This window comes from Pantoea deleyi, from assembly GCF_022647325.1.
GTDB lineage: Bacteria > Pseudomonadota > Gammaproteobacteria > Enterobacterales > Enterobacteriaceae > Pantoea > Pantoea deleyi.
On record NZ_CP071405.1, the window covers coordinates 3,711,357 to 3,736,019 of the forward strand.

Here is a 24,663-nt window from a genome sequence, read left to right on the forward strand (position 1 = left end):
CTCTGTGGCGGCTGACAGGGTCTCTGGCAGGGATTACCCAGGCGCCTTTCGATCAGACGCCCACAAATGCCCGGCAAACAAAAAGGGCCCAACTTTCGTTGAGCCCTTTTCTGCATCGGAACCGCGATCAGCCTGCGGTCTGTGTCCGCAACTGCAGTTCATACTGTTTTGCCTGTTCGGCGTCGAACTGGTTTTCCCAGCGGGCAATCACCAGCACCGCCAGCGCGTTACCGACCACGTTCAGCGCGGTACGCGCCATATCCATGATACGGTCAACACCGGCGATAAACGCCAGGCCTTCCAGCGGAATGCCGACGCTGCCCAGCGTCGCCAGCAGCACCACGAACGAGACACCCGGCACGCCAGCGATCCCTTTTGAGGTCACCATCAGCGTCAGTACCAGCACGATCTCGTCGGTCAGCGACAGGTCGATGCCATAGAGCTGGGCAATAAAGATTGCCGCGATACTCTGATAGAGCGTCGATCCATCCAGGTTGAACGAGTAACCGGTCGGCACCACGAAGCTGGTAATCGCTTTCGGCGCGCCGTAGGCTTCCATCTTCTCCATGATACGCGGTAACACGGTTTCTGAGCTGGAGGTCGAGTAAGAGAGGATCAGCTCATCTTTCAGGATACGCATCAGCGTGGTGATCCGCAGCTTACAGAAGCGCGCCACCCCACCCAGCACCACAAAGGCGAAGAAGAGGATCGCCGCGTAAACCAGCAGCACCAGCTTCGCCAGTGGCCACAGTGAGGCGAAGCCGAAGTTCGCAATGGTCACCGCAATCAGCGCAAATACCCCTACCGGCGCATAACGCATGATCATGTGGGTCACTTTAAACATCGCTTCAGAAACGCCACGGAACAGGTTCACCAGCGGATCGCGCTGCGCTGACGGCAGTGACGACAGGCCTAAGCCAAACAGCACCGAGAAAAAGATAATCGGCAGCATGTCGCCCTTCGCCATGGAAGCGAAGATGTTCTGCGGGATCAGCGACAGAATCGTGGTCACCAGGCTGTGCGGGCCACCCTGGACTTCTGCCGTTGTCGCTTCATATTTAGAGATGTCCACCGTTGCCAGCGTTGACATATCGATGCCGGTGCCGGGTTGAAATACGTTGGCCAGCGTAATACCGACCACAATGGCAATGGTGGTGATCACTTCAAAGTAGAGAATCGTTTTGACGCCGATGCGTCCCAGCTTCTTTGCATCACCGACGCCAGCGATGCCGACAATCAGGGATGAAATCACAATCGGTACCACAATCATCTTGATAAGATGAATAAAGATATCGCCCGCAGGACTGAGAATGTTGGTGACTAACCATTCACGATTGTCTGGCTGATTATGCAACACAGCACCCACGATGATACCAAGCACCAGGGCTGTCAGAATCTGCCAGGCCAGGCTGATTTTAAAACCTTTCATAACGCGTAATTTCCTCAGTCAAAACCCGTTTTTCTCTACTGCGAAGGTGCAGAAGACAATACACACAGGGAGTGAGCAAAAAGCCCGGTAAATTAGAGGGTGTCTTGAAACAGCGCCCCGTATGAAAATCTGATGATTCTCATACCCATATTCAGACGCTGTCTGAGTTGATACCTGCAGAACAGGGGCGAGATAAGTACCATTTTCACTGTGGTAAATGCAACCCCTGGCGGATCCGATTAAAAGTTAGCCACCTAAGTAGCATAAAGTGCTGCCAGAAGTAAAAATCCCTAACCTGCTGTTATGAAAAGTAATACTTAGATGAATTTCCGCATAGCTATGCAGGGTTGGTTAAAAACGCGGCCGGCGCGTTTGCTTGCTTTTTATCCAGTTCATTCCCGTCTGACACCCTTTCTTAATTCCTCATCATCACCAGCGAGTTACCGGAAATATCAGCACCGCTTCACACTTCCCGGCGAACGGTTTATCCCGTGATCTGTGGCGCAAAAAAGAAACAAAGCTTATGGGCGGGCTTTAATTAACCATTGATTGACATATCATTAACATCTTCAAGGAGATCCGCCATGAGCCAAATACACAAACATCCCGTTCCAGAGAATATTGCAGCAAACACCCTGATTACCGCAGAGCAGTATCAGGCGATGTATCAGCAATCTGTCGATGATCCAGACAGTTTCTGGGGTGAACAGGGCAAAATCCTCGACTGGATTAAGCCTTACAGCAAAGTGAAAAATTGCTCGTTTGCGCCAGGTAACATTGATATTCGCTGGTACGAAGATGGCACGCTCAACCTGGCGGCAAACTGCCTTGACCGTCATCTTGCGACACGCGGCGATCACCCGGCCATTATCTGGGAGGGGGACGACGCCAGCGAAAGCAAGACCCTGACCTTCCGCCAGTTACACGCCGAAGTCTGTCGCTTCGCCAACGTGCTGGAGTTGCTGGAGGTGAAAAAAGGCGATGTGGTGGCGATCTATATGCCGATGGTGCCCGAAGCGGCCGTCGCCATGCTGGCCTGTGCGCGTATCGGTGCCGTTCATTCGGTCATCTTCGGCGGCTTTTCACCGGAGGCGGTCGCCGGGCGTATCGTCGACTCCAGCGCGTCGCTGGTCATCACCGCCGACGAAGGGATCCGCGCCGGACGCAGCATTCCGCTGAAGAAAAATGTCGATGACGCTTTAAAGAATCCTCACGTTACCAGCGTGAAAAACGTCGTGGTATTCCGCCGCACCGGTAAAGATATCGGCTGGGTGGAAGGCCGCGATCGCTGGTGGCACGACCTGATGCAGAACGCCAGCACCAATCATTCGGCAGCCGAAGTGGGCGCGGAAGATCCGCTGTTTATCCTTTATACGTCCGGTTCTACCGGCAAGCCTAAAGGGGTGCTGCACACCACGGGCGGCTATCTGGTTTACGCCGCGACCACGTTCAAGTTCGTCTTTGACTACCATCAGGATGATATCTACTGGTGTACCGCCGATGTCGGCTGGGTCACGGGCCACAGCTACCTGGTCTATGGCCCGCTGGCCTGCGGGGCGACCACGCTGATGTTTGAAGGGGTGCCGAACTGGCCAGCGCCGACCCGCATGGCGGAAGTGGTCGACAAGCATAAAGTCACCCTGCTCTACACCGCGCCGACGGCAATCCGTGCGCTGATGGCGGAGGGCGACAAGGCGATTGAAGGCACGGACCGCAGCAGCCTGCGCATTATGGGGTCGGTCGGCGAGCCGATTAACCCGGAAGCCTGGGAGTGGTACTACAAAAAAATCGGTAACAGCCGCTGTCCGATCGTGGATACGTGGTGGCAGACCGAAACCGGCGGCTTCATGATCACGCCGCTGCCGGGGGCGACCGAGCTGAAAGCCGGTTCCGCTACCCGTCCGTTCTTTGGCGTGCAACCGGCGCTGGTGGACAACGAAGGTCAGCCGCAGGAAGGCGCCTGTGAAGGCAACCTGGTGATCACGGACTCCTGGCCCGGCCAGGCGCGTACGCTGTATGGCGATCACGACCGCTTCGAGCAGACCTACTTCTCCACCTTTAAAAATGTCTACTTCAGTGGTGACGGCGCCCGTCGCGATGAAGATGGCTACTACTGGATCACCGGCCGCGTCGATGACGTGCTCAACGTCTCGGGTCACCGGCTGGGCACCGCCGAGATCGAGTCGGCGCTGGTTTCGCACCCGAAAATTGCCGAAGCGGCAGTGGTCGGGATCCCGCACAGCATCAAAGGCCAGGCGATTTATGCCTACATCACCCTGAACCACGGTGAAGAGCCGTCGCCGGAGCTCTACAGCGACGTGCGGCAGTGGGTCCGCAAAGAGATCGGCCCCATCGCCACACCGGACGTGCTGCACTGGACCGACTCTCTGCCGAAAACCCGCTCAGGCAAAATCATGCGCCGCATTCTGCGCAAGATCGCCACCGGCGACACCAGTAATCTGGGTGATACCTCGACCCTCGCCGATCCTGGCGTGGTAGAGAAACTGCTTGAGGAGAAGCAGTCGATCAAAATGCCTTAAGCGTACGCAATCCGGCGGGAAGATCGCTTCCCGCCACCCCCGCCCCACGCAGTCTGTTTCGCGAGTCACAACTACTATAACCAGCTGAATCCGCGCCCTGACGCGAGGTTCTCGCCTGCAAGCCCTCTGGAGAAAATGTGATGAATGACGCCCTTTCGAATCAGGATGCCATCAATCAACAGATTGAACGCAATCCCCGTTTTCATGAGTTAGTCCGTAAACGTCAGGCGTTCGCCACGCTGCTGTCGCTGATTATGCTGGTGCTCTACGTCGGCTTTATCCTGCTGATTGCCTTTGCACCCGGCTGGCTTGGCACGCCGCTGCATGCCGGGACGAACGTCACGCGCGGCATCCCGATTGGCGTCGGGCTGATCGTGATGTCGTTTGTCCTGACCGGCGTCTATGTCTGGCGTGCCAATGGTGAGTTTGACCGTTTAACCAAAGCGATCCTCAGCGAGGTGAAATCATGACCCGTCTCACCTTGTGGCTGCTGGCCATGCTGCTGCCCTTCTCCGCCCTGGCGGCCGATGCGATTACCGGCGCGGTGCAGCGCCAGGCGACTAACTACCAGGCGATCATCATGTTTATGATTTTCGTCGGTGCCACGCTGGGCATTACCTACTGGGCCTCCCGGCGTACCCGATCGCGTAACGACTACTACACCGCCGGCGGCAATATCACCGGCTTTCAGAATGGCCTGGCGATGGCGGGTGACTTTATGTCCGCCGCCTCGTTCCTGGGCATCTCGGCGCTGGTCTACACCTCCGGCTATGACGGCCTCATCTACTCGCTCGGCTTCCTGGTCGGCTGGCCGATGATTCTGTTTTTAATCGCCGAGCGGCTGCGCAACCTGGGTCGCTATACCTTTGCCGACGTCGCCTCCTACCGTCTGAAGCAGATGCCGATCCGTATCCTGTCGGCCTGCGGCTCGCTGGTGGTGGTGGCGCTCTACCTGATTGCGCAGATGGTCGGCGCCGGTAAGCTCATCCAGCTGCTGTTTGGTCTTAACTACCATGTGGCGGTGGTGCTGGTGGGCATTCTGATGGTGATGTATGTGCTGTTTGGCGGCATGCTCGCTACCACCTGGGTACAGATCATCAAGGCGGTGCTGCTGCTGTTTGGTGCCACCTTTATGGCGGTGATGGTGATGAAGGCGACCGGTTTCAGCTTCAATACGCTGTTCACCGAGGCGATGGCGGTTCATCCCAAAGGCAACGCCATTATGCAGCCGGGCGGACTGGTGAAAGATCCCATTTCGGCGCTGTCGCTGGGGCTGGGGCTGATGTTCGGTACGGCCGGATTACCGCATATCCTGATGCGTTTCTTTACCGTGGCGGATGCCAAAGAGGCGCGTAAAAGCGTCTTCTGGGCCACCGGCTTTATGGGGTATTTCTACTTCCTCACCTTTATCATCGGCTTTGGCGCCATTCTGCTGGTCGGCGCGAATCCGATCTTTAAAGATGCCAGCGGCGCGCTGATTGGCGGCACCAACATGGCGGCGGTCCACCTGGCGAACGCCGTAGGGGGCAGCACCTTCCTGGGCTTTATCTCTGCGGTTGCCTTCGCCACGATCCTGGCGGTAGTGGCGGGCCTGACCCTGGCGGGCGCCTCGGCGGTGTCACACGATCTCTACGCCAGCGTCTACCGTAAAGGCCAGGCCAGCGAGAAAGATGAGCTGCGGGTCTCCAAAATCACCGTGCTGGCGCTGGGTGTGGTGGCGATTGCGCTGGGCATCCTGTTCGAGAAGCAGAACATCGCCTTTATGGTCGGGCTGGCCTTCTCGATTGCGGCCAGCTGTAACTTCCCGATCATCCTGCTGTCGATGTACTGGTCGAAACTCACGACGCGCGGTGCGATGGTGGGCGGCTGGCTGGGCCTGCTGACGGCCGTGGTCCTGATGATCCTCGGCCCGACCGTGTGGGTGCAGGTACTGGGTAACCCAGCGCCGATTTTCCCGTATGAGTATCCGGCGCTGTTCTCCATGGCCGTGGCGTTTATCGGTATCTGGATCTTCTCCATTACCGACCATACGCCGCAGGGCGCAGAGGAGCGTTCCCGCTTCCGGGCGCAGTTTATTCGTTCACAGACCGGCACCGGTATTCAGCAGGGCAAAGCCCACTGATTTTATGGTGTGACAAAAAAAGGGCGGCTGATAACAGCCGCCCTTTTCTTTTCATCATGCCACGGGATCAGAAACGCAGTGAGGCACCCACGTACGGGCCATCGACCAGTACGTTATCTTTGCGTCCGCCTTTGTTATTCAGTTCGATGTACTGATAACCCACGCGCAGGTTCAGCAGGGAAACCGGCGTGAAGCTCAGGCCGCCAGCGGCTTCCTGATAGCTGTCGAGGTGATCGGTAAGCGACTCCGGCGCGTAATAATATTCGCCATACACGCCCCACATGCTGTTGAAGCTGTAGTTCGCAGCGCCACCCAGCGCCACCGCAAATCCATCTTTTCCATCTTCAGGATGGGTGAAGATCGCTTTTGCGGTCGGCGCCAGACGCAGAGGTCCGAAGTCAACGTTGTAGCCCAGACCGGCACCGTAGGTGCTGCCGTCATGGTCGCTGCGCAGCCAGTTCCCCTTCAGAAACAGGCCAGGGGTCGTGGTGCCCAGACCCAGATTCAGATTGGTGTTGTGTTCGCTGACGTCCACACTACCTTCAATCGCCTGAGCCGCACCGCTCAGTAAAACCAGCCCGAGGGCGCTCCCGGCAACAAGTTGCTTAAACATGATTCCACTCCGTGAAAGGACAATTAATTCGGCCGCAAGGTTAACAGCCTGAAACGGGGTGACAACAAAATACCAAAAACTTTACGTAAAAAACCGTGTCCCTTTCTGCCTGCCTGTTATCACCCGCGCAACGGAGTGTAGACTATATTGTCCACATCAGGTGGCCAATCAGGGGCGCCATCACCACGGTGACCACGCCCGACAGCATCATCACCAGGCTGGCGACGACGCCCTCCTGCTGCCCCAGCTGATAGGCGCGTGCGGTTCCGGCCCCGTGCGAGGCCGCGCCGAATCCGGCTCCTTTCGCCACGCCCTGCTTAATCGCGATCCGCAGAAACAGCACATCGCCCACCGCCATGCCAAACACGCCGGTGATCACCACGAACAGCGCCACCAGATCGGGCTGACCGCCAATCGGGCCTGCCGCCGCCAGCGCAAAGGGGGTGGTGATCGAGCGCACGGCCAGACTGCGCTGGATCGCCTCCGGCAGGGTGAGCAGCCGCGCCAGCCAGACGGAACTGCAGACGGCGACCAGCGTGGCGGTGATTACCCCCGCGCTCAGCGACAGCCAGTGGCGTCGGATGATCGCCACGTTCTCATAGACCGGCACCGCAAAGGCCAGCGTGGCCGGGCCGAGCAGCCAGAGCAGCCAGTGGTTTTCTGCGATGTAATCCTGCCAGCTGATGTGCGTCAGCAGCAGCAGCGCCACCAGCACCAGGGGCGTCATCACCAGCGGCATCAGCAGCAGCGTCCGCCAGCGGCGATAGAGCCGTTTATTCAGCGCATAAACCAGCAGCGTGACCGCCACACACAGCAGGCTGAGCAGAAGATCACGCATCGGGTGCCTGCTTACGCGCGGCACGCGCGACTTCATACTGATAAACCCTGTCCACCACCCAGGCCGTCGAGGCCAGCACCAGCAGCGTACTGACGCCAATCACCACACAGATGCGCCAGCCATCCATCCGCAGCAGATCGCCATAGTTGACCACGGCCACCACCGCCGGAATAAAGAACAGCAGCATCTCCGCCAGCAGCCAGCGCGATCCCGCCCTGACCCAGTTCAGCGGCACGATCCGCGTCACGATTAACGCCAGCATCAGCAGCATCCCGACGATATTGGCGGGCAGCGGCAGATGCAGCCAGCTCACCAGCCGGTCGCAGGCGATGTAGAGGCCGATATAGAACCCCAGCTGCAGCGGCAGGCTGAACCACTGCGCTGCGCGATGAGTGCGTGAAACCAGCAGTGACGCCATCTTCCTCTCCCCCGATTAAATTGACCGCACCAGTATAAAACGCCCACAGAAGGTGAAAAAAATGAATTAAAATTATCGGAATCATGCCTGAAAGGAATAGTTATGGATGTTCGTGCCCTGCGTTACTTTACTGAGGTCGTCCGCCAGCAGAGCTTTACCCGGGCGGCACAGAAACTGTTTGTGACCCAGCCGACCATCAGCAAGATGCTGCGTCAGCTGGAGGAGGAGCTGGGCTGCACGCTGATCCTGCGCGATGGCCGCCGTCTGCACCTTACCGACAGCGGCGAGGCGGTCTATCAGCGAGGTCTGGCGATCCTGCAGGAGTTTCATCAGCTGGAGGCGGAGATCGGTGACATTAACCAGCTCAAAACCGGCGAATTACGGCTCGGTATTCCGCCGATGGTCGGTATGCAGATCGCCGGTTCGATTTCCGCCTTTCGCCGCCGCTATCCCGGCGTGAAGCTGAAGATCTCTGAGTTTGGCGGCCTGACGGTTCAGCAGGCGGTGCTGGCGGGCAGCCTTGATATCGCCCTGACCGCCCTGCCGGTGGACGCCGGGCTACCGCTGAACACGCTGCCGCTGATGCACCATCCGCTCTGTGTGCTGCTGCCGCGCCATCCGGAGTGGCTCGACCGCCAGCAGATGAGCCTGACCGAACTCGCACAACATCCCCTGCTGATTTTCAATGAGGAGTTCTCGCTGAATCGTCAGCTGATGCAGGCCTTTCAGCGGCTCAGCCTGACGCCTACGGTGGCGGTGCGCAGCGGACAGTGGGATTTTCTGGCGGCCATGGTGCAGGCCGGGATGGGGCTGGCGATCCTGCCGGAGCCGATCTGTCAGCGTCTGGACAAACAATCTCTGCTGTGGCTGCCGCTGGAATCGGAACTGAAGTGGAGTCTGGGCCTGATCTGGCGGGAGGGCTGCTATCTGTCGCGCAGCGCCCAGGCGTGGATAGCCTGCTGCCGCGAACACTGGCCGGATGAACCGCCGCGCCTGTCGGTATGAAACGCTGGCACGCCGCATGAGCGCAGGCGTGCCAGCCTGACCTTACTCCTCTTTTTCGATCAGCAGGATCTCCAGCAGGTCCAGATCATGCAGTAACTTCTGCATGGTCTCGTTGGAGATCTGCTGAGTGGCGCGCAGATGGTAGACCTCGGCACGCTCGGCGCGCAGTCCGGTCAGACGGAAGCGGCGCTCCAGGTTTTCGGCGTAGAGCGCATGTTCCAGGTCATTCTTCCCTTCGGCGCGGCGACGCAGATTGCCAATCACCCGCAGGCTCACCTCTTTCAGCAGCTCCGGATCGATATTCTCTTCCGACTCATTTTCCAGCCGCTCTTCCATCTTGTGCAGGCTTTCAATTGCCGCCCCGGCCATCACTGCGCGGGCGCTCTGCAGTTCGCGACGATGGGCGCCTTTGTCGATGCTGTCGATGCCGCGCAGCAGCACCGGCAGGATCACCACGCCCACCAGCAGCGAGAAGAGAATCACGCCGGTGGCGATAAAGACCAGCTCATAGCGCGCCGGGAAGGGATCACCGTTGCTCAGGAACAGGGGAATCGACAGCACACCGGCCAGGGTAATCGCACCGCGCACGCCGGCAAAGGAGGCGATCAGCAGTTCACGCAGCGAGTAGTTAGAGAACTCCAGCGGCTTCTTCTTCAGCAGGCGTTTGCTGAAGCGCTGCATAATCCACAGCCAGCCGAAACGCACCACCATCAGCGCCAGATAGACCAGCCCGATGTCGGCAAACAGCATCCAGAGTTCGACATTGGGATCGGCCTGCGCCTGGTCCACAGAGGTCTGCAGGATGTCCGGCAGCTGCAGGCCCAGCATCAGGAAGACCATGCCGTTAAACACGAACTCCAGCATCTGCCAGACGCTGTTAGCACGCAGACGCATCGCCAGCGGTGCCTGACGGATAATGCCGGAACGGGTGATGGTCATCCCGGCCGCCACGGCCGCCAGAATGCCTGACACGCCCAGATGTTCGGCAATCAGGTAAGAGGCAAACGGCAGCAGCAGCAGCAGGACGGTCTGCGTGGCCGGATCGTCGCCGCTCCAGCGGCTGAGCAGACGCAGCGATTTCCCGTAGAGCCAGCAGACGGCCACACCGGCGATCAGCCCGCCTATCGCGACTTTGAGAAACTCAATGCTGGCACCGCTCCAGGTAAACACCATGGTGCCCATCGCGACGGCGACGGCAAACTTCAAGGAGACCAGGCCCGACGCATCATTCATCAGGGCTTCACCCTGAACAATCGACATGATCTTCTTGGGAATGCGGCCTTCCCCGACGATGCCGGAGAGCGCCACGGCATCGGTCGGCGACAGCACCGCGGCCAGCGCAAAGGCTGGGATCAGCGGAATGCCAGGCACCATCCAGTAGATCAGATAGCCGATACCGATCACGGTAATCAGCACCAGCGCCAGCGCTAAGCCGATGATCTCACGACCGTGATGCAGGAACTCGCTGATCGGCGTCTTCCAGCCATCCGCGAACAGCAGCGGCGGGATAAACAGCACCAGAAACAGCTCCGGGTCGAAGTCCACATGCAGACCAAACGTGGGCCAGGCCAGCAGCGCACCGGCGGCGATCTGGACCAGCGGCAACGGGATCTGAAAAGGGAGGATACGGGCCGCGACGCCAGAGAGCGACACGACCAGCGTCATGATGAGAATAGTAAAGAAGATTTCCATGCTTTCCTTAGGCGTCGTTTCTTTCAATCATTGGTTAAGCGCTAAAGTGTAAAACAAAGTGCGGTGAAGGGTGTCAGCTACGCGTGCGACGGGCGGGAAAACAGTGAAAAATCCCGGACGCGCAGCCGCACGTCCGGTTGTACAGTCAGATCGCCCAGCCTCCGGCGTAAAAGGCCACCAGCGCCACAGCGATCACCACGGTGCCGATGTTGAGCTTCCGCCACTCACCGGCGACGAGACGGCCGACCACCAGGCTGGCGAAGCCAATCATGATGCCGGTGACGATGTTACAGGTCAGGACGATGATCACCGCCGTGAGCAGGCCCGACATCGCATCGACGAAATCACTGAAGTCGATCTTCGAGACGTTGCTGAGCATCAGCAGGCCGACATACATCAGGGCGGGCGCGGTGGCGTAGGCCGGCACCAGATACGCCAGCGGTGACATAAACAGGATCACAAGGAACAGCAGGCCGACCACAATCGCGGTCAGGCCGGTTTTGCCCCCCGCTGCCGTACCGGCCGCCGACTCAATATAGACCGCCGCCGGAGACGCGCCCACCAGACCGGCAAACAGGCTGCTGACGGAATCGGTGGTCAGCGCCCGGCCACCGTTGATGATCTGCCCCTGCTTATCCAGCAGACCGGCCTGGCCCGCCACCGCGCGGATGGTGCCGGTGGCATCAAACACGGCCGTCATCACCAGCGCCAGGACGCTGGGCAGTACCACGGGCTGCATCGCGCCCATAATGTCCAGGCTGAACAGCAGCGACTGACCACTGGCGTCGCGCAGGGCGGGCAGCGCAAACAGCCCCTGATAGCTTACCGCCGGGTCAAAAATCAGCCCCAGCAGCGAAATCACGACGATCGTCAGCAGAATGCCGCCCGGCACCCGACGCTTCTCCAGGCCGATAATCGCAGACAGCCCCAGCAGCGTCATCATCACCGGAAAGGTGGTGAAGTGGCCCAGGGTCACCGGCAGCCCCGGCCCCGGATTTTTCATGACCAGCCCCACGCCGTCAGCCGCAATCAGCAGCAGAAACAGGCCGATCCCGATACCGGTGCCGTGCGCGACGCCCATCGGCAGGTTGCGCAGGATCCAGGCGCGGATGCCGGTCGCCGAGATCAGGGTAAACAGCAGGCCCATCAGGAAGACGGCGCCCAGCGCGACCGGCACGCTGATGTGCTGCCCCAGCACCAGGCTGAAGGCGGTAAAGGCGGTTAAGGAGATGGCGCAGCCCACCACCATCGGCATATTGGCCCACAGTCCCATGACGATGGAGCCAAAGCTGGCGACCAGACAGGTGGCGACGAACACGGCGGAGGGAGAAAAACCGGCTTTTCCCAGCATCCCCGGCACCACAATCACGGAGTAGACCATCGCCAGGAAGGTGGTGAGTCCGGCCAGAATTTCCTGACGCACGCTGCTGCCGCGCGCCGAGATCGAGAACCAGGCGTCCAGTTTTCCACTGGCCGGGCGTGATTCAGTTGACATAGTTGAGCCTCAAAAATTTTTGTAGTGTGGATCGCTCTGCGACCATCGCTGTCCCTGGAATAAGCGGGTAGACGGCGTCACTGCCCGGAGTAACCCGACAGGCAAACGTTTACCTTGCCGCAGATAGTGGCCCGTCAGACGCGGCCAGATAAAAAAGGCAGGCGATTATCCGGCGTTTAGCGGCCCCTTTTCAACTGTCAGAGGGAGATTCTTCAGGATCGCGGCCGCACGGCCGGGCTCAGAGGGGAGGACGGACACCCCGCTGCAGGCGGGATTTCAGGGAGAGACGGACCGCCGCAACCGGGGCAGAGCCCGGCCCGGCGGTCTGGACGCGCGGTCAGCCCGGCAGCGAAAGCTCGCCGCCCTGCGCAATCGCACGCTGCCAGGCAGCACGCTGCTGCACGGTGTTCAGCCACGTCTGGGTGGCGGGCATCTGATCGAGTCCGGCGCGCTGGGCCAGCGCCAGCAGCGGGAAGCTCATCTGGATATCCGCAATGGTGAGATGCGGGCCGGCAAACCAGGGATGGTTCGCCAGATGCTGTTCGATCATCGCCATATGCGGCTTAAGCTGTTTATCCAGAAACGCCTTCTGCACCCCTTTACCAAAGGCCGCGCCTACCGGCCGCAGCAGCCAGGGCACCGGCTTTTTCCCCATCTGCCCGAAGATTAATTTCATCACCAGCAGCGGCATCAGGGAGCCTTCGGCATAGTGCAGCCAGTAGCGGCACTGCAACCGCGACGCCTCATCATTCACCTTCAGCCGGAACGTCTGGTCATATTTCTCTTCAAGGTATTCGAGAATGGCACCGGATTCGGCGACTACCTGATTACCATCGGTAATGACCGGCGATTTCCCCAGCGGATGAATTTTTTTCAGCGCCGCCGGGGCCAGCATGCTCGGCTCGCGCTGATAGCGTTTGATCTGATAAGGCACTTCAAGCTCTTCCAGCAGCCACAGCACCCGATGTGAGCGCGACTTCTCAAGATGGTGAACGGTGATCATCGTGATTCCCTGTGTGTTGACCTCCCCACAGTATAGACGTCACTCACCTTCCGGATGTCGGTCATCCTGTTCGGGATCGAGCAGCACGGCCCCGGAACCCTGCTGGCCCAGCCGGTCGCCAGGGTTGCGCAGCGGGCAGTCGCGCATCGACAGACAGCCGCAGCCGATGCAGCCATCCAGATCGTTGCGCAGGCGGGTCAGGGTTTCGATCCGCTTGTCCAGCTCTTCGCGCCAGTGCTGCGTCAGCGCATCCCACTCCGGCGTCGACATGCGCTTGTTGGCCGGAATGTGGTCCAGACTCTCGCTGACCGTCGCCAGCGGAATACCGATGCGCTGCGCAATCTTGATAATCGCAACGCGGCGCAGGACGTCACGACTGTATCGCCGCTGATTACCGCTGTTACGGGTGCTGAAGATCAATCCTTTCGATTCGTAGAAGTGCAGCGCAGAGACCGCAACGCCGCTGCGGCGCGCCACTTCACCCGGCGTTAAGACCGGTTTTGGATAGTTGCGTTCTTTTTTCATCTCAGCCTTTACCTCAAGTTAACTTGAGGAATTATACTTCTTCTCCATCTGAACGACTAAACTTCCGTTACCTCTTTATTACACACCAGAAGGATGAGGCCATCATGCAAGAAGAGATCATTCATTCCCTGACGCACTGGATTGACCAGAACCTTGATAAGAGCCTGTCGATTGACGAAGTGGCCGCGAAGTCAGGCTATTCGAAATGGCACCTGCAGCGTATGTTCCGTTCCGTAACGAAACAGACGCTGGGTGGCTATATTCGTGAACGCCGTCTGACGCTGGCCGCAGAAGCGCTGTCGCAGACGCAGCGCCCGGTTTTCGATATCGCGATGCAATATGGTTATGACTCGCAGCAGACCTTCTCCCGGGTGTTTCGTCGTCAGTTTTCGCAGACGCCGACGGCCTACCGTCACACCATGCGTCGTCAGGCCATTCAGCGCCCTCGCCTGCTGAGTTTTGGCTGCAACGACACGCTGAACAGCTTTACCCAGCGCACCACCGGCGAGTGCTGCCCGGTCCGCTGATTTCCGGATGCGCCTGCCCGGGCGCATCCCTCTGATTTCTCCCGTTTATCCCGCCGCTGTTCATTTCCTGCCCGCGCAATGAGTCAAATTTTGTTCAAAATTTAAAATCGGGTGATATAATGTGACCCAAGTCACACTTTGAACCTGGTTTGACGGCGCAAAAGTCTTTCCTGACACGCTTTTCCGCCGCCGGTGATGTCCGCAGATTGTCAGGGATACTTACTGATATTGAGGTCCGGCCGATGGCTACGTTAACCGCCAGTTTTCTTGTTATGCGTTGGGAGTTGCTGAGCGCAGTCATGATGTTTTTTGCCAGCACCCTGAAAACCAAACTTCGTCAGGATAGCCGTCACGTGATGGCCTTTATGTGTGGCGGAATTGGTTTAGGCATGACCTGCTGGTTTGTGACCGGACTGATGGGCATTACGCTGAGCATGGATAATGTGCATAACTTCCTGGCCATCTCAAAGCATGCCTTTATCGAGGCGATGAGTCAGGCGCCTGCCGACTGGCCGATGCCCTGATTTCGGCGCATAAAAAACCCCGCGAAGCGGGGTTTTTTATATTGCTGTGTGTGCTTAAATTTTCTTCAACATGGCAGGGATATTAACATCCTGCACTGTCACGCCCGGGCTCTGCGTTCCGCGACGGTCCTGAATCCACATATCTCCCATCATCTGATTTAAACCGCGATCCAATCCGGTCACCAGTCCTGCACCTGGGGTGAAGGTCAGTTCGCCAAAGTAGATCTGTTCGTCATGGATGTACCAGTCCACACGCACATAGTCGAAATCACTGGCCAGTTTCTTGCTCAGTTCCAGCGCATGCTCCAGCGACGGCATGATTGGCGAGACATCCAGACCGGTGTCACGAATCTTGTGATACGCCTCGCTGAGGTTGTTCACATAGAAATTCATCGACAGCAGCGGCTGACAGCGGTTGTAGATCACCTGCAGCACATATTCGAATTTGCCATCGCGCTTGTTGAACATATGGAACTTGTAATCGATCGGCGCGCTTTTGCCATCACCGATGTACTTCTCCACCAGAATGCGTGGCTTGATGTAGCGATAGTGGATCTCACGCGCTTCGTTGGCGAAGTCGGTCTTCAGCCAGCGGTAGCAGTCGTGAATAATCTGCTGCTTGCGCAGCGCGTCCGGCTCTTCCAGCAGAATTTCCACCATGTTGGAGGCGTGGTTCGGCTTAATCACCGTGCCTTTCCAGCAGGGTAAGCTGTTGAGCGTGGTCGGGTCCGTGGTTTCGTGAACCAGCGGGATCAGGTATTCATTACCGATTTTCTCAGCAATGAATTCGCGCACCGAGTATTTATCTGACAGGCGACCGTAGTTCTGGTAGTCACCGAAGATAAACTTACGGTACAGCACCTTCTCGTTGAACACTTTTGGCTGACGCAGATTGGGCAGCTTTCTGAACTTGTGGAAGTAGTAGATGCGGTCCTGATACGCCCAGGGCATCTTCTTGATAAAGTACTGCACACTTCTTCTGAGTTCTTCTTTCAACTTGAGCATATCTGACCTCATTTGTAGGTTTTGTAGTTGAGTGAGGAAACCTGAATCTTTTGAATGACGCCGTTTTTAAAGAAGTAATTCATTACGGTCAGGGACAAAAGCTCTGAAAGGAAAACGCTCCACGCGGCCCCCATGATGCCGTGGCCCTGAATCAACCACCACGAAAGCGGCAGACTGATGACCATAAGGCAGATGATTTTCCTCAGCAGGTAGTTGAATCCTCCCTCTTTAACCATGTAGCGATACGCTACCGTCCCCATTGCCGAAAAGCTGGTCGCTATCGACAGCAACGTAATGAGACTTCCTGACTGTGTGTATTCCGGCCCGTACAACGCAATGATGATCCGCTCGCCGTAAAGCGAAATAACCAGCAACATCAACAGGGAGACAGCCATAACATAGCCATTGAGCCGGGCAGCCAGCTTAATGGCGACCTCGCCGCGCTCCCTGAAAATTTCAGTGAAGCAGGAGGTGATAAGCGCCACCGGGATAAAAATCCAGGAGGCGGAAATGGTATTCGCCGCCGCAAACAGGCCCAGATCGCGCGCAGGTGCGGTGCCGGCCAGGAACATCTGAGCGGCTTTAACCTGCACAGAGATAAAGATGCTGGAGATCGCCAGCGGCAGTCCGGCATACATCAGATAGCGCAGATAGGCGGTGCGCTTCTCGCGCGGCGGCATCTGATCCTGATGCTCCTGATAGAAGTTGCGGCGTTTAATCAGGTAAGGCACCAGCGTCACGGCCACGATTGACAGCGTCAGCCAGAGCGGATTCAGACGCAGCCAGGCGATGGTGAAGCTGATGGCGAAACTCAGCAGCATCCCCACGGCGTTGGCGATCGTGTTCAGGCGCGAGGCAAGCCGGGCGTTGTTATAGACGCTGAAGGTGTCCTGGGTAACAAACACCGAGGCCACAAATGAGGCCAGTGCAAATGCCAGGAAGTTTTCCTGCATGTTGTACCAGACCCAGATTAAGACTGGCACCGATGTCGCCAGCAACAGCACCATCCGCAGCGTGCGGGCGATGGTCATCAGACGCAGCCCTTTGGCCGCATTTTTGCTGACGCGCTTGAACAGAATGGTTTCGGTGCCAAAGATTGCAACGGTCTGCACCATTGCAAATAGTGAAGTAGAAAACGCCATCTGGCCGAACACCGTCGGGCCAAAGGATTTCGCCACGTAAGACGTCACAAAAATGACGCCAAAAACGGAGATGATCTTTTCAGACATCATCCAGGCGGCATTCGACATTACGCTCAATTTCATCGACTCTTCCTTAGTATTACTCAACTACAACCGCTTCGGTACAACATCCCTGTAACGAATTAATAAGCGCTCAGTGGGCCTGGCGGAAATGTAAGACTTCAGACCAAACTGGTCCGAAAAGTGAGAAGTAAATCATATTCCGGAGAGTGAATTCAGGATAATTCTTATTATAAATGGCGCGAATCACTTCAAATGGAAACGATTTCAGGCTGAAAATAAAACAACCTTAAAGAGCCTTATCAGCAAATTAATCATGTCGATCCGGCTAAATATCCAATGTACGTAGAATTTTTTCGTAATTTGGATGCGATGAATTTATAACAAAAACCCGCCTCCAGGAAGGCACGCCTGGCCGATAAGAATAAAATAAGATTTATCCCATGATGATATTTATTCCAAATATCTTAATTTAGGCTTCGCAATTCAACTCGCGCACTTTAATACTGCCTTAATAGAATCTTACAGTGCCAGAAATTATTAAAGTCATTCTCATCCATTAATCGATAAGAAAGGTAAGAGCATTTATGAGAAAGTCACGATACAGCGAAGATCAAATCACAAATGCCATTAAAGCTTCTGAATCGGGCGTGAAAGTCAGGGAAATCTGTGAAGAGTTAGGCATCTCTGAAGCCACGTTCTACAGCTGGAAGAAGAAGTTTTCTGGGTTGTCTTCGGAAGAAGGCAGAAAAATCAAGGATCTGGAAGAAAAACTGCAGAACATCACACGCGAACTGCAGACCCTCAACTCTGACAAAGAGATGCTGCAGAGCGTGCTGAAGCACTTCTTTACGACGAACGAAAAACGTCAGGCTGTGGATTTCCTGCAGAGTACTTTCGACATCGGCACCCGCCGCAGCTGCCGCTTATTAGATATCAGCCGCAGCGTCTACCACTATCCGTCAGGCACGGAGAACCGCTGAACCCAATGCTACCGCGCTTTTTAGACTTAACGCTGAGATTTGTTCTTACCAGAAGAGATGAAGATCATTTAACAGGACAATTGCGGCACCCTTTTCCGCTCCATTTATAACTAATGAATGGCTTCACGGCTAAGCTTCTTTTTTTGCGGTAAAATTGATTCACAACAGCAAAAGTCTCGCATTCCACGCCTTTTCTCCTCCTCCCGGCCCCGTTAACAGCGGGGCCGGGCCCTCTCGTTATCTGATAAGCCCTGCTAATCCCCGGAACTAAACACGCTGAATATGATTAAGCCACTTTAAACATCGGCCAAAAAATCATCACACCTTTTTAAGTTAACAATGGTCCTGACGAAAATCTTTCGGCTTCGCTTTAATTGTCGTGCAGTGCGTTAATTGCCTCTGCCAGGACCAGGAATAATCCAGGATAAATAGTTTATTGCTCCTTAACACTAACGTTATCTGTCTTACGCCTGCTTCTCTTCATTGCGCATCATTGATGCCAGAGATTAATATTTATTTATTAACGCAGCGGCGGAATTGTCTTACTCCTTTATCACTGAGTGAAGTTAATCGTGGTTTTTAACCCGCTTTTCTCAGGGCCAGACCACAATAAAAAGCCGTGGATAAAAACGTAACGTCCATAATGTTGTCCCTTTTTCCCTGATTAATGACCGATATCTGAACAGTGAATCCCTTTTCAGTGCGAAAAGATCGGGGGAGAGACGGGTGTAAGAGGCTTTTTTTCACGGGTTAAGGGGGGATAACCAGGGGAAGCGCGGGGAATCGCCTGGGTGCAGCACCGTATGAAAACGATTTCGCGGCATAAATCTGCCGGAGAGCGAGCAAATCGGCATAGGGCTTAATCTTAAAAAGCCGCGCAGAGTCGTCTCTGCGCGGCAATCACCTGCTGTTTCGCGTGGGGGTTAGTCGTTCACCGACACCACCCGCGGCTGAGGTTTGATACGCATGGCCCAGATTACGCCCGCCATCAGACAGAGAATCCCCGTGACGGTGAGCTGCGGCGGCCAGCGTTGATACCAGAGAAACGTCCATAACAGGCCGAAGAGGATTTCGAAAACGATCAGCGGCCCCATCAGAACGGTGGGCAGCCGCTGGCTGGCCGCGTTCCAGCACAGGGTGCCGAGCCAGGAACAGAGCAGGCCAATCGCCAGCATCAGGGTGATAAACACGGCAGGCCGTGGCCCGAACGGCAGGGAAAACGCGGGCTGCTGCCAGGCGATCTGCACGCTGACCAGCAGATACATCACCAGCGCCATCGGCAGCGTCACCATCCCCTGCGCGGTGGCCCAGGTCGAGGGCCGCAGTTCGGGATGCGTCCGCAGCCAGCGGGCGTTGCGCAGCGGATACCAGGTCCAGCAGACCACAGCCAGCAGCGCCAGCACTATGCCGGTGAGGTAACGGCTGAGATCCAGTCTCGTGCCCTGATTCTGCAGCTCCGCCGCGTTAACGCAGAGCAGCCCGGTGGCCATCATAATCAGCGCCGGGAACAGCCGCCGCCACGAGAGCCGCCCTTCGAGGTGGCCGTAACAGAGATTGGCCGTGACGGCGATCACCACCGGCAGCGTGCCGATGATCATGGTGGAGACCGGTCCGCCGGTCCGCTGAATGGCGTTCGCCAGAAAAGCATAATAGAAGAGGTTTCCCACCAGCGAGAGCTTAATGGCCTCGCGCCAGTCCGCGCGTTGCAGCTGACGCAGGCGGCGACGATCGTGCCAGGCCAGCGGCAGGGCGATCAGGCCAAAGGCGACATAGCGCCCTGCCGATTGCAGCGCGCCGGGGTAATCAGGCACCAGCAGCGGCCCGACAAAGATCAGCCCCCACATCAGCCCGGCAGTGATGGCAAAGATGACGCCAGCAAACATGATTTTTTCCTGTATGACGTTTTCGGCCAGTGTGGCGGGTTCGGGCGGGCAATGCTTGTAGCAGATTGCGCTTGTTTCAGGGCTGGCGGACCTGTTTCTGATAGCGTCCCGGCGTGATGCCATAACGGTGGGCAAAGGCGCGGGTCAGATGGGCCTGATCGGTCAGCCCGACCGCCGCCGCGACGCTGGCGGCCGGTTCGCCCCGCGCCAGTCGCTGTTTGGCGTCGTAAAGCCGGAACGCCATCAGCATCTGATGCGGCGTGACGTGATAGTGCTGGCGAAAAGCGCGTAAGAAGTGCCACGGTGACAGGGATGCCAGCGCCGCCAGCTCATCCAGCCGTACCGGCTCGGCGAGGTTCGCACGCAGATAATCCCGGACCCGGTCAAAGCGATGGCCGGTTTCTTCCCGGCCCGGCGAGGCCATGCGAGCCAGCGGACGGATCTGCAGCAGCAGTTCCGCGAGCAGGCCGTGACGCGCCAGGTCAGACTCCGCCTGCCAGAGGGCGGCCAGCGTGCGGGAAAGCGGCTGCGCCACGCGCGGATCGGTCAGCAGCGCCTCGTTAAACCACCAGCCGCGATCGCCGGTCAGTTCATCCATCAGCTGCGGCTGAATATAGATCATCTGATAGCGCCACCCCTCGTCGCACGCCGACTCGCCGGTGTGCAGCTCATCCGGGTTCATCGTCACCAGCGAGTTAACCGGCGCCGTATACTGGGTTCCGCGATAGCGAAAACGCTGCGCGCCCGCTTCGATGGTGCCGATCCCAAAGGCTTCATGGGTGTGGGGTTCAAAAGCGTAACGGGAGATGTGAGCCTGATAGAGTTCCACACCGGGCAGGCCAGCAGGCTGCTGGAAACAGGCGCGGTCTTTTTCATAGGGGAAACTCGCCGGAACACCTTCCACCTTTAACTCCTTCTCTCAACCGATGTGACCTTCAGAATGCCTGCGACCGGGGGCAAAATGCAAAAGATTGCGATTCACTGTGCGCCGACGGCACAGCAGACGTATTCAGAGTATGAGGTGTGCTCGCCTTTGCGGCTGTCCGGTAACGTGCCGCGCAGGGACGCGGTACCGGCAGTGCGATCGGTGCGGGAACATGGACACCGCGCATAAAAAAAGCCCGCATCGCGGGCTTTTCGGCACTTTTTCTGCCAGCAGAATCAGAACGGAATATCGTCGTCGAAATCCATTGGCGGTTCATTGTTGTTGCTGGCAGGCGCACTCTGTGGCTGCTGCTGCTGCGGACGGGACTGCGCGCCGCCGCTGAACTGGTTGTTGTTGCCCTGCGGCTGCTGCGGCTGACCCCAGCCGTTGTTGTTGCCACCGCCGTTGCCGCCCTGCTGACGGCCACCCAGCATCTGCATGGTGCCACCGACGTTCACGACCACTTCTGTGGTGTAACGCTCCTGGCCACCCTGATCCTGCCATTTACGGGTACGCAGCTGGCCTTCGATGTAAACCTGCGATCCCTTTTTCAGGTATTCGCCCGCGACTTCGGCCAGCTTGCCAAACAGCACCACACGGTGCCACTCGGTGATCTCTTTGTTTTCACCGGTCTGCTTGTCACGCCAGCTCTCAGACGTCGCCAGCGTAATGTTCGCAACCGCGCCGCCATTGGGCATATAACGTACTTCCGGATCCTGACCCAGATTCCCGACAAGAATCACTTTGTTAACGCCACGACTGGCCATGTTGCTGTCTCCCGATGAGTTAATGCATACAGTCTAATCCATCAATTCTAACACGTCCTGCGCACTGTTTCCCACTTTAGAGCGGGGTTCCAGTTTTAATCTGCCCGCCGCCCGGACCACAGAGTACTGGATATTTATTCAGTCTATTTTTTGTGCCATAATGACACGTTTATTCTGGCCGTGTCGGCAAGGCGCGGTGAGTGCTGCTAATCCGGGAAAGGTGAATGGATAAGATCGAAGTTCGTGGTGCCCGCACCCATAATTTGAAAAACATTAACCTGACCATCCCACGCGACAAACTCATTGTGGTGACCGGCCTGTCAGGCTCCGGTAAATCCTCACTGGCGTTTGATACGCTGTATGCGGAAGGTCAGCGCCGCTATGTAGAGTCGCTCTCTGCGTATGCGCGCCAGTTTCTTTCGTTAATGGAGAAGCCGGACGTCGATCACATCGAAGGTTTGTCGCCCGCCATCTCTATCGAACAGAAATCCACGTCGCACAACCCGCGTTCTACGGTGGGAACCATCACCGAGATCCATGACTACCTGCGTCTGCTGTTTGCCCGCGTGGGCGAACCGCGCTGCCCGGATCATGATGTGCCGCTGGCGGCGCAGACCGTCAGCCAGATGGTCGATCAGGTGCTCTCGCAGCCGGAAGGCCGTCGCCTGATGCTGCTGGCGCCGGTGATTAAAGATCGCAAGGGCGAACACACCAAAACGCTGGAGAACCTGGCGGCGCAGGGCTATATCCGCGCGCGCATCGATGGTGAAGTGTGCGACCTCTCCGATCCACCAAAGCTGGAACTGCAGAAGAAACACACCATCGAAGTGGTGATTGACCGCTTTAAAGTGCGCGACGACCTGTCGACCCGCCTGGCGGAATCGTTTGAAACCACGCTGGAGCTTTCGGGCGGCACGGCGATTGTCGCGGATATGGATGATGCCGACGCCGAAGAGCTGCTCTTCTCGGCTAACTTCGCCTGTCCGGTCTGTGGTTACAGCATGAGCGAACTGGAGCCGCGCCTCTTCTCGTTCAACAACCCGGCCGGTGCCTGCCCGACCTGTGACGGCCTGGGCGTGCAGCAATATTTCGATCCCGATCGTGTGGTGCAGAATCCGGAGCTTTCGCTGGCGGGCGGCGCTATCCGCGGCTGGGATCGCCGCAACTTCTACTACTTCCAGATGCTGCGTTCGCTGGCGGACCACCTCAGCTTCGACATTGAAGCCGCGTTCGGCAGCCTGCCCGACAACGTACAGAAGGTGATTCTGTATGGGTCAGGTAAAGAGAACATCGAATTTAAGTACATCAACGATCGCGGTGACACTTCAGTGCGCCGCCATCCGTTTGAGGGCGTGCTCAACAATATGGAGCGCCGCTACAAAGAGACCGAATCCTCTGCGGTGCGCGAAGAGCTGGCGAAATTCATCAGCAACCGCGCCTGTGCCAGCTGTGAAGGCACCCGTCTGCGTCGCGAAGCCCGTCACGTCTATGTCGAGAACACCACGCTGCCGACCATCTCGGAGATGAGCATCGGGCATGCGATGTCCTTCTTTGGAAATCTGAAACTCAGCGGCCAGCGTGCGCAGATCGCCGAGAAAGTCCTGAAAGAGATTGGCGATCGCCTGAGCTTCCTGGTGAACGTCGGCCTGAACTATCTTTCGATGTCACGTTCTGCCGAGACCCTGTCCGGCGGTGAAGCGCAGCGTATCCGTCTGGCGAGCCAGATCGGTGCCGGGCTGGTCGGCGTGATGTATGTGCTGGATGAGCCTTCTATCGGCCTGCACCAGCGCGACAACGAACGTCTGCTCGGCACCCTGATTCACCTGCGCGATCTCGGTAACACGGTGATCGTGGTTGAGCACGACGAAGATGCGATCCGTGCCGCTGACCATGTGATCGACATCGGCCCGGGTGCCGGTGTGCATGGTGGTCAGGTCGTTGCGGAAGGCACCGTGGATGAGATCATGGCGCAGGAAGCGTCGCTGACCGGCCAGTTCCTGAGCGGCAAGCGTGAGATTGCGGTGCCGGAAGCGCGCGTCAAAGGCGATCCGGCGAAGGTGCTGAAGATTACCGGCGCGCGCGGCAACAACCTCAAGGATGTCACGCTGACGCTGCCGGTCGGACTCTTCACCTGCATCACCGGCGTCTCCGGCTCCGGTAAATCGACGCTGATCAACGACACGCTGTTCCCGATTGCCCAGCGGGCGCTGAACGGCGCGACCATCGCGGAACCGGCGCCCTACCGCGATGTGGCGGGTCTGGAGCACTTCGACAAGGTGATCGACATCGACCAGAGCCCGATCGGTCGAACTCCGCGTTCTAACCCGGCCACCTACACCGGCATCTTTACGCCAGTGCGTGAACTCTTTGCCGGCGTGCCGGAAGCGCGTTCGCGTGGCTATAACCCGGGCCGCTTCAGCTTCAACGTGCGCGGCGGACGCTGTGAGGCCTGTCAGGGCGACGGCGTGCTGAAAGTCGAGATGCACTTCCTGCCGGATATCTATGTGCCGTGCGACCAGTGCAAAGGCAAACGCTACAACCGCGAAACGCTGGAAGTGAAGTACAAGGGCAAGAGCATTCACGAAGTGCTGGAGATGACCATCGAAGAGGCGCGTGAGTTCTTCGATGCGGTGCCGGCGCTGGCGCGTAAGCTGCAGACGCTGATGGATGTGGGTCTCTCCTATATCCGTCTCGGCCAGTCGGCGACGACGCTCTCCGGCGGTGAAGCGCAGCGTGTGAAACTGGCGCGTGAGCTTTCCAAGCGTGGCACCGGCCAGACGCTCTACATTCTGGATGAGCCAACCACCGGTCTGCACTTTGCCGATATCCAGCAGCTGCTGGAAGTGCTGCATCAGCTGCGCGATCAGGGCAACACCATCGTGGTGATTGAGCACAACCTCGACGTGGTGAAAACCGCCGACTGGATTGTCGATCTCGGCCCGGAAGGGGGCAGCGGCGGCGGTGAAATCCTGGTGGCGGGCACGCCAGAGACCGTCGCGGAGTGTGAGAAATCCCATACGGCGCGCTTCCTCAAGCCGCTGTTACAGAAGTAATCCCCTCAGGCCCGCCGTGTGCGGGCCTTTTTATGACCCCTGCCGATTCAGCCAGAAAAATGCAGGATCAGGCAAGATTCAGACATGTATAGGCATATACGCTTTTCACCACGC

The 24,663-nt window shown here is 57.6% G+C and carries 21 protein-coding genes; 8 read left to right on the forward strand and 13 right to left on the reverse strand.

Translation table 11 applies throughout. From position 1 onward, the window contains the following. Window positions 1-127 precede the first annotated feature (127 nt). The gene (gene gltP / locus J1C59_RS17455) at window positions 128-1,429 is read right to left on the reverse strand and encodes a glutamate/aspartate:proton symporter GltP (protein ID WP_128086450.1); all 1,302 of its coding nucleotides are present in this window, start codon (window positions 1,427-1,429) and stop codon (window positions 128-130) included. 584 nt (window positions 1,430-2,013) lie between these two features. Here gltP and acs point away from each other — a divergent pair. The 3 genes from acs (at window position 2,014) to J1C59_RS17470 (ending at window position 6,091) form a co-directional block, all read left to right on the forward strand. After that, the gene (gene acs / locus J1C59_RS17460) at window positions 2,014-3,969 is read left to right on the forward strand and encodes an acetate--CoA ligase (protein ID WP_140916822.1); all 1,956 of its coding nucleotides are present in this window, start codon (window positions 2,014-2,016) and stop codon (window positions 3,967-3,969) included. 140 nt (window positions 3,970-4,109) lie between these two features. After that, window positions 4,110-4,439: a DUF485 domain-containing protein gene (locus J1C59_RS17465; protein ID WP_013359807.1), complete on the forward strand. Its 330-nt coding sequence runs from the start codon at window positions 4,110-4,112 to the stop codon at window positions 4,437-4,439. After that, on the forward strand, window positions 4,436-6,091 hold the full coding sequence (locus J1C59_RS17470; protein ID WP_128086451.1) for a cation acetate symporter: 1,656 nt from the start codon (window positions 4,436-4,438) through the stop codon (window positions 6,089-6,091). The genes J1C59_RS17465 and J1C59_RS17470 overlap by 4 nt, the downstream gene beginning before the upstream one ends. Before the next feature lie 67 nt (window positions 6,092-6,158). On the opposite strand, the gene J1C59_RS17475 is transcribed toward J1C59_RS17470, so the two are convergent. From J1C59_RS17475 to J1C59_RS17485, 3 genes are all read right to left on the reverse strand, one after another. After that, on the reverse strand, window positions 6,159-6,704 hold the full coding sequence (locus J1C59_RS17475; protein ID WP_128086452.1) for a YfaZ family outer membrane protein: 546 nt from the start codon (window positions 6,702-6,704) through the stop codon (window positions 6,159-6,161). 142 nt (window positions 6,705-6,846) lie between these two features. Continuing rightward, the gene (locus J1C59_RS17480) at window positions 6,847-7,542 is read right to left on the reverse strand and encodes an LrgB family protein (protein ID WP_140916823.1); all 696 of its coding nucleotides are present in this window, start codon (window positions 7,540-7,542) and stop codon (window positions 6,847-6,849) included. Further along, entirely contained in the window at window positions 7,535-7,960 is a 426-nt protein-coding gene (locus tag J1C59_RS17485) for a CidA/LrgA family protein (RefSeq protein WP_128086789.1), read from the reverse strand. Before J1C59_RS17485 ends, J1C59_RS17480 begins: the two co-directional genes overlap by 8 nt. 102 nt (window positions 7,961-8,062) lie before the next feature. Here J1C59_RS17485 and J1C59_RS17490 point away from each other — a divergent pair, with 102 nt between their 5' ends. Next, window positions 8,063-8,965 carry a LysR family transcriptional regulator gene (locus tag J1C59_RS17490; RefSeq protein ID WP_128086790.1) on the forward strand — a complete coding sequence of 301 codons (903 nt, stop codon included), beginning with the start codon at window positions 8,063-8,065 and terminating at the stop codon, window positions 8,963-8,965. A 42-nt stretch (window positions 8,966-9,007) separates the two neighbouring features. On the opposite strand, the gene J1C59_RS17495 is transcribed toward J1C59_RS17490, so the two are convergent. The 4 genes from J1C59_RS17495 to soxR form a co-directional block, all read right to left on the reverse strand. Next, complete coding sequence (locus J1C59_RS17495; RefSeq protein ID WP_111140220.1) at window positions 9,008-10,657, reverse strand: Na+/H+ antiporter; 1,650 nt, start codon at window positions 10,655-10,657, stop codon at window positions 9,008-9,010. 145 nt (window positions 10,658-10,802) lie between these two features. Beyond that, window positions 10,803-12,152, reverse strand: coding sequence for an NCS2 family permease (locus tag J1C59_RS17500; protein ID WP_140916824.1), 1,350 nt, complete (start codon window positions 12,150-12,152; stop codon window positions 10,803-10,805). A gap of 337 nt (window positions 12,153-12,489) precedes the next feature. Continuing rightward, window positions 12,490-13,155 carry a glutathione S-transferase family protein gene (locus J1C59_RS17505; protein WP_140916825.1) on the reverse strand — a complete coding sequence of 222 codons (666 nt, stop codon included), beginning with the start codon at window positions 13,153-13,155 and terminating at the stop codon, window positions 12,490-12,492. Between the two features lie 39 nt (window positions 13,156-13,194). Next, the gene (gene soxR, locus J1C59_RS17510; RefSeq protein WP_128086677.1) at window positions 13,195-13,680 is read right to left on the reverse strand and encodes a redox-sensitive transcriptional activator SoxR; all 486 of its coding nucleotides are present in this window, start codon (window positions 13,678-13,680) and stop codon (window positions 13,195-13,197) included. A gap of 101 nt (window positions 13,681-13,781) precedes the next feature. Between soxR and soxS the strand changes: the two genes are divergently transcribed. Together soxS and J1C59_RS17520 are read left to right on the forward strand one after the other, a co-directional pair. Further along, entirely contained in the window at window positions 13,782-14,207 is a 426-nt protein-coding gene (soxS, locus tag J1C59_RS17515; RefSeq protein ID WP_199560009.1) for a superoxide response transcriptional regulator SoxS, read from the forward strand. A gap of 242 nt (window positions 14,208-14,449) precedes the next feature. Continuing rightward, entirely contained in the window at window positions 14,450-14,731 is a 282-nt protein-coding gene (locus tag J1C59_RS17520) for a YjcB family protein (RefSeq protein ID WP_111140215.1), read from the forward strand. A 54-nt stretch (window positions 14,732-14,785) separates the two neighbouring features. On the opposite strand, the gene J1C59_RS17525 is transcribed toward J1C59_RS17520, so the two are convergent. Continuing rightward, window positions 14,786-15,736, reverse strand: a complete 951-nt coding sequence (locus J1C59_RS17525; RefSeq protein WP_128086676.1) for an ATP-grasp fold amidoligase family protein — start codon at window positions 15,734-15,736, stop codon at window positions 14,786-14,788. Window positions 15,737-15,744: 8 nt separating this feature from the next. Then, window positions 15,745-17,001 (reverse strand): oligosaccharide flippase family protein, encoded by a 1,257-nt coding sequence (locus J1C59_RS17530; RefSeq protein ID WP_111140213.1) that lies wholly within the window; start codon window positions 16,999-17,001, stop codon window positions 15,745-15,747. A gap of 524 nt (window positions 17,002-17,525) precedes the next feature. Here J1C59_RS17530 and J1C59_RS17535 point away from each other — a divergent pair. Then, window positions 17,526-17,921, forward strand: coding sequence for a transposase (locus J1C59_RS17535; RefSeq protein WP_128086675.1), 396 nt, complete (start codon window positions 17,526-17,528; stop codon window positions 17,919-17,921). 923 nt (window positions 17,922-18,844) lie between these two features. Here J1C59_RS17535 and J1C59_RS17540 read toward each other — a convergent pair. The 3 genes from J1C59_RS17540 to ssb1 all read right to left on the reverse strand — a co-directional run bounded on the left by J1C59_RS17540 (window position 18,845) and on the right by ssb1 (window position 21,496). After that, window positions 18,845-19,804, reverse strand: a complete 960-nt coding sequence (locus J1C59_RS17540; RefSeq protein ID WP_128086674.1) for a DMT family transporter — start codon at window positions 19,802-19,804, stop codon at window positions 18,845-18,847. Between the two features lie 76 nt (window positions 19,805-19,880). Continuing rightward, window positions 19,881-20,708, reverse strand: coding sequence for an AraC family transcriptional regulator (locus J1C59_RS17545; protein ID WP_140916826.1), 828 nt, complete (start codon window positions 20,706-20,708; stop codon window positions 19,881-19,883). 257 nt (window positions 20,709-20,965) lie between these two features. Next, window positions 20,966-21,496, reverse strand: coding sequence for a single-stranded DNA-binding protein SSB1 (gene ssb1, locus J1C59_RS17550; protein WP_128084967.1), 531 nt, complete (start codon window positions 21,494-21,496; stop codon window positions 20,966-20,968). Between the two features lie 224 nt (window positions 21,497-21,720). Between ssb1 and uvrA the strand changes: the two genes are divergently transcribed. Then, on the forward strand, window positions 21,721-24,549 hold the full coding sequence (uvrA, locus tag J1C59_RS17555) for an excinuclease ABC subunit UvrA (RefSeq protein WP_128084966.1): 2,829 nt from the start codon (window positions 21,721-21,723) through the stop codon (window positions 24,547-24,549). Window positions 24,550-24,663 lie beyond the last annotated feature (114 nt).